The following is a 12,768-nucleotide window of genomic DNA, read 5'->3' on the forward strand; positions in this document are numbered from 1 at the left end:
CATGAAAAACACCGATGTGAAAACGTATCTCGCCGAAAACAAAGAGACTTTTGAGAGAATCAGCAAGTATATTTATGATCATCCGGAAACTAGATTCGAAGAATACGAGTCAGCGGAGTATTTGGCATCTGAGTGTGAAAAAGCCGGTTTCTCTGTAGAAAGGAATGCAGGCGGTATAGAAACTGCATTTGTTGCTACTTTTGGAAGCGGTTTCCCGGTGATAGGGTTCCTTGGAGAATTTGATGCTCTTTCTGGTTTGGGACAGGAACCAGACAAAACAGGTTATGAGCCAACAGAAGTGAATGTTGGTCATGGCTGTGGCCATAACCTACTCGGAACTGGTGCTTTTGCCGCTGCATGCGCCGCTAAAAAGTACCTGGAAGATCATAACCTCTCCGGTACCGTGAAATTTTTCGGGTGTCCGGGGGAAGAAGGCGGTTCAGGAAAGACGTTCATGGTCAGGGAAGGCGTGTTTGACGGAGTAGATGCTGCGTTATCCTGGCATCCTTCCCCAGCAAACGCCATCATGAGCCTTTCCAGTCTGGCAAACTATCAGGTGTATTTCAGGCTTAAAGGAGTCTCCTCCCATGCTGCAAACTCACCGCATTTGGGCAGAAGCGCGCTGGATGCAGTCGAACTGATGAATGTGGGAGTTAATTATCTAAGAGAGCATATCGTTCCTGAAGCAAGAATTCATTATGCCGTTACCAACACTGGCGGCATTTCGCCAAATGTCGTACAGGCTGATGCAGAAGTGCTGTATCTGATCCGAGCTCCTAAAGTGCAGCAGGTGGATGGCATCTACAAACGTGTCTGCAAGATTGCAGAAGGTGCAGCATTGATGACAGAAACGGAGCTTTCCATTGAATTTGACAAGGCTTGTTCGAACTATATACCAAACCGTAGTCTTGAAAAAATCCTCCATGAAAGCCTAGTGGAAGCTGGTACTGAAGAACCCGCAGTAGAAGAAGTGACTTTTGCCAAAGAAATTTGGTCCACACTGTCAGACGGGGAAAAAGAGAGTTATTTGGACCTGTTAAAAGGGTTTGGATATGTTGGGAACGGAAGTGAATTCGAGGGGAAGTATCTCTCGGACAGCATCTCGCCGTATGAAGCATCCAATGAAATCCTTGCCGGCTCCACGGATGTCTCAGATGTCAGTTGGATTGTTCCCACTGCGCAATTGACCGTTGCGACTTCAGCATTGGGTACTCCGCTGCACACGTGGCAGATGACCACCCAGGGAATAAGCAGCTTTGCCCATAAAGGAATGCTTCGGGCAGCAAAATCAATGGCATTGACAGCGGTTCAATTGTTTGAGGATGAGGCAAAATTGAAGGCTGTTAAACAGGAATTCGATGAGTTCCGCAAAGCCAATCCTTATACATGTCCAATACCAAAAGACGTTAAGCCATCAACATTAAAATAAATTAAAAAGTGAGGCGAAAATATGGTTACAGAGAAGAAGAAAGCAAGCTTAGCCCAGCGATTTCTGAATGGAATTGAAAGAGTAGGGAACAAGCTTCCCGACCCGTTTATTTTATTTGCAATCCTTGCAGTGCTGGTCATCATTGCTTCAGCTATTTTCAGTGCCTTTGGTGCATCTGTCACACACCCGGGTACAGGAGAGGAGCTTGCAGTAAAAAACCTTGCTTCTGCTGAAGGCCTGAAGTATATTTTGACATCTATGCTGGATAATTTCACTGGTTTTGCGCCTCTTGGATTAGTATTATCGATGATGCTTGGTATTGGTCTTGCTGAAAAAGTCGGCATGCTTGATTATGCGATCAAGAGAACAATTCTGAAAGCACCTCCTGCACTGATCACATACACAGTTGTTTTTGTAGGTATTATGGGGAATATCGCTTCCGATGCAGCAATGGTTCTGATTCCCCCTCTAGCTGCAATGGTTTTCTACAAAGTTGGCCGGAATCCGATTGCCGGCTTGGCTGCAGGATACGCTTCAGCGGGTGCTGGTTTTACAGCGAATCTGTTGATTGCAGGAACAGACGCACTGCTAGCGGGCATATCCACAGAAGCTGCACAGATTATTGATGAGAATATTGTCGTAACACCAGTTGACAACTGGTATTTCAATATTGTATCCGTGTTTGTCCTTACAATCGTTGGCGGACTTATCACAACTAAATTCATTGAACCGCGCCTTGGTAAGTATAAAGGGGATGCAGTAGAGGAAGCACTTACAGAAGATCCTCCTAAAGCAGGTAAAGCTTTACGCAATGCCGCTATTGCTGGTGGGCTTTATATTGCGGTTATTCTAGCTGCGATTCTGTTGCCGAACAGTCCATTGACTAATGAGGATGGCGGCCTGGTTCCATCACCATTCCTCGATGGCATTATCCCGATTATTCTGTTCTTCTTTATCATTATCGGTACCGTCTATGGAATAACCGTTGGTAATATTAAGAGCAGTAAAGATGTTGCCAGCTTTATGGCTGAAGCGATGAAGGATCTTTCGTCTTATATTGTCCTAATATTCGCAATTTCACAGTTTATCGCATATTTTAGCTGGTCCAATATTGCAACATGGATTGCGGTCAACGGAGCGGAATTCCTGAAGGATATTGAGTTTACTGGAATAGGATTGATCATTGGCTATATTTTCTTTACCGCAGCATTGAACTTCCTGATCACTTCAGGTTCTGCAAAATGGGCACTAGAAGCTCCCGTATTCGTACCGATGTTCATGCAGCTTGGTTACCATCCAGCATTTACACAGGTAGCCTATCGAATTGCGGATTCATCAACAAACATCGTGACTCCATTAATGCCGTATATGGTCATCGTCCTGTCGTTCATGCAGAAGTATGATAAAAAAGCCGGTATTGGAACGTTTATTGCCTTGATGCTTCCATATTCTGTGATGTTCTTATTGACATGGATCATCATGATTTTAATCTTCTTCTTTTTTGAACTACCGTTTGGCCCTGGTATTACACCATTTCTTTAAGAAAAAAGGATGTGAAATATACAATGAACAATCTAGAAGAAAAATTAATAGAATGGCGTCGAGATTTCCATCGCCATCCTGAAACTGGATTTTTGGAAATGCGGACAGCTTCCATTGTTGCTTCAATTCTTGACAATCTTGGCTTTGAGCTTCAAGCGGGAAAAGACGTTATGTCGTCTGACCATTGTATGGGTAAGCCCGGAAAAGAGGAAACGGAAGCACATTATCAATGGTCACTTCAAAACGGAGCCAAAAAAGATTATATAGAGCCTTTTTCAGAGGGATATACAGGGATTGTCGCCACATGGGATACGAAAAAGGAAGGTCCAACGATTGCTTTCCGTATTGATATGGATGCTTTGGACATAAATGAATCTCAGGAGGAAAGCCACTTCCCGAAAAAAGAAGGGTTCCGGTCGACTCTTCCGTATAAGATGCATGCTTGTGGCCATGACGCCCATACAACAATCGGATTGGGACTGGCAACCTTGATAGCTGAGAATAAGGACAGTCTCAAAGGGAAAATCAAATTGATTTTCCAGGCAGCTGAGGAGGGAACCCGAGGAGCCCGCTCAATGGTTGAAGCGAATGTAGTCGATGATGTCGATTATTTTATCGCCTCCCATGTAGGAACCGGGGTTCCAGATGGACATTTTGTCGCTTCCAAAAATGGATTCCTGGCTACTTCGAAGCTTGACATCACTTTTAAGGGCGTAGCCTCACATGCTGGGGGAAACCCTGAACAGGGGAAAAACGCTTTGCTGGCAGCTGCGTCTGCAACACTTAATATTTATGCCATTCCTCGTCATTCTGAAGGTGCGACAAGAATCAATGTCGGTGAACTTCATGCAGGCTCTGGCAGAAACATCATCGCTGACCGTGCCTTTTTAAAGGTAGAAACCCGCGGGGAAAACACAGAGATCAATGAGTTTGTCAAAGCACAGGCGGAAGCAGTAATCGCCGGTTCTGCTCAAATGTACAGTGTAGAATATGAAATCCAAACCGTTGGTGAAGCAATTAGTGCCAAAGGTTCGAGAGAGCTAGCCAGTGTGCTACATGCTTGTGCCGAAGAATCACCATATATTCTGGAAAGTGTGTTTGAGGATAACTCACCTGCAGGTTCTGAAGATGCCACCTACTTTATTGAAAGAGTGCAGAAAAACGGCGGGCAGGCAACATACTGTATTTTCGGAACAGAGCTTGCGGCCGGCCATCATAATGAAAAGTTTGATATCAATGAAAAGACTTTGCTATCTGCTGTCCATGTTCTTTTTGAATCAATCCAGAAACTAAATTAACTCTTGGAGTGAGGCAGAGACATCTGCCTCATTTTCAATCTATTCATTTGAAGGGAGAAATGGCCATGAAGGATTGGCTTGAGAAGCATCTGTGCGAGTTGAATTTAACAGAAACAATGAATCGTCCGGAGGGTTTTTGTCGGCTAGGCTATACGGATGGAGAGTGGAAGGCGATTGATGTTTTTGTTTCGCTTGCTGAGACTCTGGGCTTGAACGTACATAGGGATAAAGCGGGGAATGCCATTGCCAGGTGGGAAACAGACGCGGGTGAATCTTTACCTGCAGTTGCTGTTGGTTCCCATCTGGATACCGTAAAAGACGGTGGTGGATATGATGGAGTTGCAGGTGTACTTTGCGGCCTTGCTGCTATTAAGAAGTTAAAAGAAGAAGAATTCAAGCCCGCTTTCCCAATTGAGGTGATTTGTTTTGCCTCCGAGGAATCATCGCGATTCGGCGTTTCGACAATTGGCAGCAAAGCGATGAGCGGGTTATTGAATAAGAAGGAACTCGAGAGTATTAAAGATGAGCATGGTATCACAATCCGCCAGGCAGTTGAAAGCATGGGACTTAAATGGGAGAAAATTGACCAGGCACATAGGACTGAGTCCGAACTGAAAAGTTTTATTGAGCTGCACATTGAACAAGGTACCAGGGTTGAGGACAATGGGGCAGAATTTGGTGTTGTTTCTGCGATCGCTTGCCCGATTCGCTTAAAAGTAACGATTACCGGGCAAATGGGGCATACGGGAACGACACCAATGGGGAAAAGAAAGGATGCACTTGTAGCAGCTGCGCCTTTGATAAGTTTTATCTCAGAAACAGCTGAGGCCCTGTCGGCTGCAAGTGAAGTCCCAATCGTTGCCACGGCCAGCACCATCGAACTAAAACCTAACGCCATGAATGTTATCCCAGGAACCTTACAACTTGGTGTGGATATCCGCAGTGTCGATGATCAGCTAAAAGAGAAAATGAAAGAGCATATTTACGATAAATGTATACAGCTTGAACAGTCATTTGGTGTTAAAATTGAAATGACTACTCTGGTAAATAATTCATCCGTCCAGTTAGATGAAATAGTGAGAAGTAAACTGCAGGCTGCTGGAGAATCTCTAGGCTATAAAGCTATGGTTCTCGAAAGCGGCGCAGGTCACGATGTGATGAACATGGCCGCTCAATGGCCATCCGGCTTGATTTTTATCAAGTGTCGAAACGGTTTAAGTCACCATCCTGAAGAATTTGCCTCACTTGATGATTTACAAATAGGTACAGACATTATCACACAATATTTTAAAAATGAAGCAGGTTAATAGCTGAAGAGAAAAAAAGTAGGTGTAAAAGATGAAAATCCGTGTCGGGTTAGTGGGCCCAGAAGACTCTGTTGGCCACATCCTTGCTTTAGGGCGGGAACATATTGATCTTGAAATGGTTCCGTATATTTATAAAGAAACAAAGGAGACAGAAATCATCATCCGTGACTATCAAGATGAAGTGGATTTTTGGTTTTTCTCCGGCCAGGCTCCATACTATTATGCACGCTCTAAAGGATTGATCCGGGAAGATAATGCTTATTTTCCGCCATTGTATGGTTCAAGCTTGCTAGGGACCCTCCTGGGAGCTCATTTAAAGGAAGGCGTTATACAGAATGCCAGCCTTGATACCATCAAACAATCAGAACTGGATACATTGACCAGTACATATTATTTGGGTGATATAAAAATACATTCTTTTTCCTATAACGAATACAAACCAGCCGAGGAAATCATCTCATTCCATAAAAAACTACATGATGAAGGTAAAATTGAAGTGGCTTTTACCTGTGTTCAGGAAGTTCATGACCGGCTGAAGGAAATGGGAATTCCTTGTTACCGAGTAATTCCTTCCCCAGTTGCCATCAAGCTGGTTCTGCAAAACTTGAAGGAGAGAGGACAATCCAACTGGTACAAACAGTCACAGATTGCGATTATTGGACTTGAGGTGATCCATTCAGCAAGTTCGCTGGATCAGCAGTATTTTAGTTACGAAATGAAGCGGCGTGAACTTGAGATCAAGCAGGTCATGCTTGATCATGCCGAAAAACTGCAAGGCTCATTCGTACAAATCGGCGATGGCTTGTTCTTTATCTATACGACCAGGGGCGAGATGGATATGCAGTTTCAAGAGTCCGCTATGTATTCCCTGATAGAAGAAGCAAAAGTCCACAGCAAATTAAAGCTCAGAATTGGGATAGGCTACGGATTGACCGCCTATGATGCGGAACAAAATGTGAGACTTGCCTTGCATTATGCCAGAGAAAAACAGACCCCATCTGTTGTCAGTGTTGATGAAAAGAAACAGATTAATGAGCACCGGTCAGAAACGGGAGAACTGAACATCTCCTATCAGCAGCGTAAATGGGGAGAAGACTGGGAAGAGCGCTTTAAAGAAGCCAGGATCAGCCCCGGGATCGTAAGCAAAATCGAGTATCTCTCAAGACATTACAAAAAAAATATTGTGACAGCACAAGAAGTCTCAAGATGGCTGAAAAGAACTGAACGCAATTCAAGGAGAATCATGGTCGAACTCGAACGTCTTGGCCTTGCCAAAGTCACGGGTGAAGAACAGCCAGGACAAAGAGGCAGACCACGGAAGGTTTATGAATTGTTGTTTTAACAGGAATGGTCTAAAGATAAAAATTAATTACTTATTGATATTCGGACTGCAGACAAACTTATCTGCAGTTTTTTATTTTCATGCTGAACTGTTTTTAGTGTAGCTATCTTTGAAACTTAAATGAAAGAGGCTGTATTTAATTCATTGGTTGTAAATTGCATTTGAGGGATAAAAGGTTTAAATGGTCTGGCAAGATTCTAAATTCAAAAGTATAGCAAAAAGAAAAGAGGCTATCAAAATAATCATTTTTGACAGCCTCTCATAAATCTTAACGCTTGTTTTTTCTTCAAAAGGAAAAAGACGATTCCTGCTATCAATGCAATGACGGCGACTGGAATGATATAAGGTTTTCCAGCATCTTTAATTCCAGCCCAGTTTTCGCCAAGGACTATTCCCAAATACAGAAAGAACATTGTCCATGGAATGACTGCAGCCACAGTATAAAGTGTGAACTTTACAAAAAACATTCTCGCAATTCCGGCTGGAAATCTTGCACGAAAATCTCCACTCCTAACTATATAACCGATTTTTTCATTAGAGTAGTTTTATGAAAATGATGTAAATAACATTATTTTATGTAGTATGAGTTTCGGATATTTTAACACTTTAATAAGGTAAAATTTTCTCTTTGACAACCTTGTAGATTCTTATGTATGATTACCTAGTCTTTTGCATATTTATCCTTTCTTGCATTTTTTCAGAGGGTAGAGGAGTGGATTAATTAGGGGAAGAGTAAATCATAGGAGATTAATCCTGATTTTTTTTATTCAATAAATCTGTCTAGTATAAAACGGGACATTTGCATGTAATATCACCAGGCAAATCACCATTAGATTGGTGTGTTTTTTATTTATCAGGGAATGCTGATAAATGAGTTCTTTTAATTACCTTTTAAGGAGAAGATCATCTTGGGTCAATCAAATAAATTAGGTGTGTGGATCCTGACAGCCCTGGTTGTCGGGAATATGGTAGGTTCGGGAATTTTCATGATTCCGCGTTCTCTTTCGGAGGCTGCAAGCCCACTGGGAGTTTTGCTTGGGTGGCTTCTGACTGGTTTTGGTGTTTTGATGACGGCATTGGTCTTTGGAAATTTGGCATTAAGAAAGCCTCATCTGACCGGCGGTCCGCAAATCTATGCAAAAGAATTGTTCCCCCGAGGGTCTCACGCAGGGACTTTATCAGGATTCATGGCCTCCTGGGGATACTGGATTGGTAATTTTGCCGGCAATATAGCCATCATCACTACATTCGCGAGCTATCTATCTACGTTTTTCCCTGTCTTAACCAGCCAGGCGGAGATGTTTACTGTTGGAAATAATGTAATCACAATCGGGAATTTAATGACTTTCATTGTTTGCACAATCCTCTTGTGGGGAACACACTTCATCATTTTGTCGGGAATGGAACATGCAGGTAAGCTGAATTTTGCTGCTACAGCTGCGAAGGTAATTGGCTTTTTCCTATTCATAATAATTGGATTATTTGCTTTCCAAAAATCGAACATTCTTCCTTTCTCTGCACCGCGCTTCGATGAATCAGGAAATACAATTGGACTGTATGGGCAGATTAATAGCGCAGCCATCACTACACTATGGGCATTCATTGGGGTTGAATCTGCTATCGTGTTTGCTTCAAGGGCAAAACGCCCAGCGGATGTAAAACGTGCTACAGTTCTTGGACTATTGATCGCTCTGGCGATTTACATTGGAATCAGCATGCTTGTCATGGGGATGCTTGACCAAAAGGCATTGATTGCTTCTGAAAAACCGCTGATTGACGCAATTGAAACCGTATTGGGTCCAGTTGGCGGCCAAATCCTCGCCATATTGGGACTGATCAGCCTTTTCGGTTCCACCATTGGTTGGGTATGGTTAAGTGCAGAGGTGCCGTACCAGGCGGCGAGACAAGGTCTATTTCTACCTTCATTTTTAAAGGAGAATAAGAAGGGGCTGCCGGCATATTCATTAGTCATAACAAATTTATTGGGACAGCTGTTTGTTTTCTCTACGATTTCCAATTCGATTTCAAATGCTTTTGATTTTATCATTTTTATTGCTACCTTAGCTTATTTAATTCCGTATTATATTTCTTCTGTATTCCAATTAAAGTTGGTGATTACTGGGGAGACCTACTCTAACCTTGCATCAAGGATTATCGATGGAATCATAGCATTCCTATCGACGATTTACTCGATCTGGGTAATTATTGCTGGGACTGCTGATATCAAGACTTTTACCTTTGGAGTCATCCTGCTAGCGAGCGGAATTGTTTTTTACAGTAAAGTAGCACCACAAAGATTAAAGACGAAAAAAGAATTAGCTTAATGACTGGAAGCCTGCCAGTGTGGCAGGTTCTTTTTGTATAAAAATCTTATCATGTGTTTGGAATGACAATCTGATACTTTCATTGACCTGTATACATTTCTTAACTTTTGATAGAAAGACAAATTCAATATCATTGAAATACACAAACTAAATTGCAAGCTTCCTTTAAATGCCGATCAATCTGTTTTTTTCGTCGGGTTTGATCGGTTAAAAAAGGCAAGCGAGCATGCCTTTTATATTTTTGAGTGGTAACAATCGGTTCGAAAAGCGCGCATTTCTCTTAAGTGTTTTAAAACAGATGTCTCCCGCTTCAACCAGCTGTTTTTCTCTAGTTTATTAATCAGTGTTTCATTTTGGGTAATGGCTTCCTCCAGGGAAACCCATTTTGCGGTGAATTCAAGTTTTGCTTCGTAATCATCTAGTTGCTGGGATTCTTTTTCATCTGTTTCCAATTCGCATAGGTAGTAATGGGATGTCATTTGAAATAATGTATGATCTTCATATTCATCCATTTTCCGTTCTATGATCGTCCCAACCTTGTCTTTAACCGTGCAATTTACATAACCGGTTTCTTCTCTCACTTCTCGCATTAGGCACTCTTCATGAGTTTCATTTTCATCCAGTCCGCCTCCGGGAAATTTGTAATCTCCTCTGTTGGATTGAACTAGTAGAATACGATTATTAGTCATAATGATGGCTCTGGTTGCGACTCGCTCGATGGTTCTCTCAAAACTTTTTAAATTAGGTTCGTTCATTGTCTGATTGAAGTTCATGTTTTCACCTTTTAATAGAATTTTATAGTGAAATATTTCCATTAATAGATTATCATATTTTTAACCAGATTTTGGCCTGTTCTTTCATTTCGTGTTTTAGGGGGGAAAGCATGTTCAGCTTTCAAGTGAGCGATTCTATTAGTCTAGAGTTATTGCAGCAGCATCAAGCGGAGGAAATCTTCCAGCTGATTGATGCCAATAGGGCGCATTTAAGAGAATGGTTACTTTGGGTGGATAAAAGAAAAACGGCTGAGGATATGGTTCCGGTCATTAAGTATTGGCTGGAGAACCTGGCGAATAATCAAGGGTTTGATGTGGCGATCAGGTACAATGCCGATCTTGTAGGCATGATTGGCGTTCAGTTTGATTGGGGAAATCGAACCGCAAGTATCGGTTATTTTCTTGCAAGGGACTGTGAAGGAAAAGGAATCATTACAACTAGTTTACAGAGTCTCATTCGTGAATTATTTGACCGGTATTCCATGAATCGAATTGAGATTCAGTGTGCCGCCAATAACGTAAAAAGTCAGAGAGTGCCTGAGAGATTAGGTTTTAAAAGGGAAGGAATCAAGAGGGCCGGGCAACTTGTTTATGATCATTTTGAAGACTTGATTATTTATAGCCTTCTGAAAAGTGAAGTCTAATCGAAAAGCAGCAAACAGAATCGCCCTGGTTTCTATCCAGGCGTTTCTGGTCCTATTAGCTCACCGACGTTTTAAGAATTTCATCCCAATGAGATAAATAGAGTAAATGTCCTGCTTGATCAATGAAATTATAAGTTGAATGAGAATACTTTTGGCGAAGGTAATTTGAAGTTTCTGAAGTCCATATTGTATCTGCGCCACCCTGCCATATATGTACTTTTCCATTAAAGGTTTTATTTTTTGGTGCATTTATTTTTTTGCACAATGCACGAGCATCGTAATATACTCCCTTGCCGCTATTACGGTAACCTTCTACTGTTCCTTTTATAATAGCCGGTTTTATGATCGGGTCATTTATCACTATTTTATCCTCTTCCACCATCTGTTTGACCGATTCCTGAATGACAGCATCCAGATTTTTGCTTACTTTTTTACTGAGACTTTTAAAATAAGACTTTGTCATAAAAGGGATATACCTGTTCATATTCCTGATCATTTTCCAATTGCCAGACAGAACTGCTTTGGTTTCACCACTATTAAGCGGTATAGCACTGCTGACCAGGTTCAGGGATGTAACTTTTTCTGGATATTTATCTGTGAAAACCTGACTGTATAGGCCGCCAGCAGACCAACCAATAAGGGAGGTCTTATCAATCGCATTTGCGAACATGAATTCATTTACCCAGTCCGCATAATCCTCCATGCTATAATCCAATTTTAATTCTGAATCTCCATAACCAGGACGATTAACAGCGAAAAATCGAATATTATATTGATCTAGTATGTTTGTATCAGGGTGAATAGCATGAACAGAGGAACCAAATCCATGGAAAAAGAACACCGTGTTTTGATTGTTATCCCCATACCCCATATATGATAATTTCCGATTATTTGATAAAGGAAAAAAAGATTCATAGTAATTTTGCATGATTTGAAAAACCTCACTTTTGTACTTTCCTTTATTATTCAACAAGGCAATTTAAATTCCTTTTTTAGCCATCTGCTTAGCAGAGCGAATTGGAGGACTCTTGAAGACTTGCTTTACAGAAAAAGTTTTGAAGAAAATGTATAGTGTACTTTACAAAATGTAAAGCACACTATACAATAAGGTTAATATAGGGAAATAAGGAATGATTTTTTTTAATCAGAATGTATAGTTGACTTTACAAAATGTATGCATTCAAGCTGTGTATGGTAGGGAGGGTGATGCCGATGGGGTTAACAAATCGTGTCAAAGAATTAAGAGCAAAACATCATTATACGCAAAATGATCTGGCAATGGAGGTTGACGTTACAAGGCAGACGATTGTTGCATTGGAGAAGGGAAGCTATATACCGTCATTATTGCTGGCCATGAAGATTGCGCGCACGTTCAAGTTGCCAATTGAAGAGATCTTTTATATGGAGGGGGAAGAAATACAATGAATCAAAAATTTCTAATGACAATCGGGATTTTCGTTTTATTTGGTTGGGCCATGATTGCTTTTTATTATGCGCAAATGGATTTTGCGGAAGTGATTAAAAATCCAGAGCCGCCATGGACAGTGACTATCAATGCAACTCCTGTTTTTGCAGCCCTGGTTTTCGGTGGAATCCTGACAGCCATCTTGTTCATGAAAAGCAAAAAGAAGAACAAATCAATTGCCAAGGCGCTTTTCCTGCCGCCAGAGTTTGAGGAAACAGATGAGCGAGAACAAGAGATTACAGCTAAAGCATGCAGGGCATCCTATGTAACGATGTGGTATGCCTTTCCAATCCTGACCGCTCTCATGCTTCTTTATCCGTTGATCTCCCAAACCGTTCCGTATTATCCAATCATAATCGTCATGCTGTATCCAATTGTCCAATCGATTGCTTATTTTCTTTCGTGGAGAAAGTATTATTGAATGGGAAAAATTAATCAAAGCAAACGGAATCTTTAGCGATTTCGTTTGCTTTTTCGTTTTATAGATAAAATGTTACTGTGTTACCATTTATCAGGATTCGGGACTCCAATATGGAAAATATCGCTCAGAATTTCCAGTTTGCGAATAAACGTATCGTTTTTGCGAATAAATGTATCGTTTTTTCGAACAAAAATAAATTTTAGCGAATAAAATGTTGGTCTTG

Annotated in this window: 12 protein-coding genes; 9 read left to right on the plus strand and 3 right to left on the minus strand. The window is 41.4% G+C overall.

What is annotated here, in order from left to right:
- Position 1: 1 nt before the first annotated feature.
- From J7E38_RS09870 to J7E38_RS09890, 5 genes are all read left to right on the plus strand, one after another.
- Positions 2-1,429, plus strand: a complete 1,428-nt coding sequence (locus J7E38_RS09870; RefSeq protein WP_214705580.1) for a M20 family metallopeptidase — start codon at positions 2-4, stop codon at positions 1,427-1,429.
- A gap of 21 nt (positions 1,430-1,450) precedes the next feature.
- Positions 1,451-2,971, plus strand: coding sequence for an AbgT family transporter (locus tag J7E38_RS09875; RefSeq protein ID WP_214705581.1), 1,521 nt, complete (start codon positions 1,451-1,453; stop codon positions 2,969-2,971).
- 23 nt (positions 2,972-2,994) lie between these two features.
- Positions 2,995-4,269, plus strand: coding sequence for a M20 family metallo-hydrolase (locus tag J7E38_RS09880; RefSeq protein WP_214705582.1), 1,275 nt, complete (start codon positions 2,995-2,997; stop codon positions 4,267-4,269).
- A gap of 65 nt (positions 4,270-4,334) precedes the next feature.
- Positions 4,335-5,576, plus strand: a complete 1,242-nt coding sequence (locus tag J7E38_RS09885; RefSeq protein ID WP_214705583.1) for a M20 family metallo-hydrolase — start codon at positions 4,335-4,337, stop codon at positions 5,574-5,576.
- A 31-nt stretch (positions 5,577-5,607) separates the two neighbouring features.
- A complete protein-coding gene (locus J7E38_RS09890) occupies positions 5,608-6,918 on the plus strand; it encodes a helix-turn-helix domain-containing protein (RefSeq protein WP_214705584.1) in 1,311 nt (436 codons plus the stop codon).
- A gap of 242 nt (positions 6,919-7,160) precedes the next feature.
- On the opposite strand, the gene J7E38_RS09895 is transcribed toward J7E38_RS09890, so the two are convergent.
- Positions 7,161-7,385 carry a hypothetical protein gene (locus J7E38_RS09895; RefSeq protein ID WP_214705585.1) on the minus strand — a complete coding sequence of 75 codons (225 nt, stop codon included), beginning with the start codon at positions 7,383-7,385 and terminating at the stop codon, positions 7,161-7,163.
- A gap of 441 nt (positions 7,386-7,826) precedes the next feature.
- Here J7E38_RS09895 and J7E38_RS09900 point away from each other — a divergent pair, with 441 nt between their 5' ends.
- Positions 7,827-9,242 (plus strand): amino acid permease, encoded by a 1,416-nt coding sequence (locus J7E38_RS09900; protein WP_214705586.1) that lies wholly within the window; start codon positions 7,827-7,829, stop codon positions 9,240-9,242.
- A 233-nt stretch (positions 9,243-9,475) separates the two neighbouring features.
- Here J7E38_RS09900 and J7E38_RS09905 read toward each other — a convergent pair whose 3' ends face one another.
- Positions 9,476-10,015 carry an NUDIX hydrolase gene (locus tag J7E38_RS09905; RefSeq protein ID WP_214705587.1) on the minus strand — a complete coding sequence of 180 codons (540 nt, stop codon included), beginning with the start codon at positions 10,013-10,015 and terminating at the stop codon, positions 9,476-9,478.
- Between the two features lie 110 nt (positions 10,016-10,125).
- Here J7E38_RS09905 and J7E38_RS09910 point away from each other — a divergent pair, with 110 nt between their 5' ends.
- Positions 10,126-10,659: a GNAT family N-acetyltransferase gene (locus J7E38_RS09910; RefSeq protein WP_214705588.1), complete on the plus strand. Its 534-nt coding sequence runs from the start codon at positions 10,126-10,128 to the stop codon at positions 10,657-10,659.
- A 55-nt stretch (positions 10,660-10,714) separates the two neighbouring features.
- Here the strand turns inward: J7E38_RS09910 and J7E38_RS09915 are convergent, their stop codons facing one another.
- Positions 10,715-11,632 carry an alpha/beta fold hydrolase gene (locus tag J7E38_RS09915; protein ID WP_215038422.1) on the minus strand — a complete coding sequence of 306 codons (918 nt, stop codon included), beginning with the start codon at positions 11,630-11,632 and terminating at the stop codon, positions 10,715-10,717.
- A 239-nt stretch (positions 11,633-11,871) separates the two neighbouring features.
- On the opposite strand from J7E38_RS09915, the gene J7E38_RS09920 reads away from it, so the two are divergent.
- Entirely contained in the window at positions 11,872-12,084 is a 213-nt protein-coding gene (locus J7E38_RS09920; RefSeq protein ID WP_214705590.1) for a helix-turn-helix transcriptional regulator, read from the plus strand.
- The gene (locus tag J7E38_RS09925; protein WP_214705591.1) at positions 12,081-12,545 is read left to right on the plus strand and encodes a hypothetical protein; all 465 of its coding nucleotides are present in this window, start codon (positions 12,081-12,083) and stop codon (positions 12,543-12,545) included. The genes J7E38_RS09920 and J7E38_RS09925 overlap by 4 nt, the downstream gene beginning before the upstream one ends.
- Positions 12,546-12,768 lie beyond the last annotated feature (223 nt).

The organism is Bacillus sp. ISL-35, from assembly GCF_018613355.1.
Classification (GTDB): domain Bacteria; phylum Bacillota; class Bacilli; order Bacillales; family Cytobacillaceae; genus Mesobacillus.

Excerpts from the sequence above, each read along its gene's own strand:
- J7E38_RS09870 (WP_214705580.1), top strand. The coding sequence starts at position 2 with ATGAAAAACACCGATGTGAAAACGTATCTCGCCGAAAACAAAGAGACT.
- J7E38_RS09875 (WP_214705581.1), top strand. The coding sequence starts at position 1,451 with ATGGTTACAGAGAAGAAGAAAGCAAGCTTAGCCCAGCGATTTCTGAAT.
- J7E38_RS09880 (WP_214705582.1), top strand. The coding sequence starts at position 2,995 with ATGAACAATCTAGAAGAAAAATTAATAGAATGGCGTCGAGATTTCCAT.
- J7E38_RS09885 (WP_214705583.1), top strand. The coding sequence starts at position 4,335 with ATGAAGGATTGGCTTGAGAAGCATCTGTGCGAGTTGAATTTAACAGAA.
- J7E38_RS09890 (WP_214705584.1), top strand. The coding sequence starts at position 5,608 with ATGAAAATCCGTGTCGGGTTAGTGGGCCCAGAAGACTCTGTTGGCCAC.
- J7E38_RS09895 (WP_214705585.1), bottom strand. The coding sequence starts at position 7,385 with ATGTTTTTTGTAAAGTTCACACTTTATACTGTGGCTGCAGTCATTCCA.
- J7E38_RS09905 (WP_214705587.1), bottom strand. The coding sequence starts at position 10,015 with ATGAACTTCAATCAGACAATGAACGAACCTAATTTAAAAAGTTTTGAG.
- J7E38_RS09910 (WP_214705588.1), top strand. The coding sequence starts at position 10,126 with ATGTTCAGCTTTCAAGTGAGCGATTCTATTAGTCTAGAGTTATTGCAG.
- J7E38_RS09920 (WP_214705590.1), top strand. The coding sequence starts at position 11,872 with ATGGGGTTAACAAATCGTGTCAAAGAATTAAGAGCAAAACATCATTAT.
- J7E38_RS09925 (WP_214705591.1), top strand. The coding sequence starts at position 12,081 with ATGAATCAAAAATTTCTAATGACAATCGGGATTTTCGTTTTATTTGGT.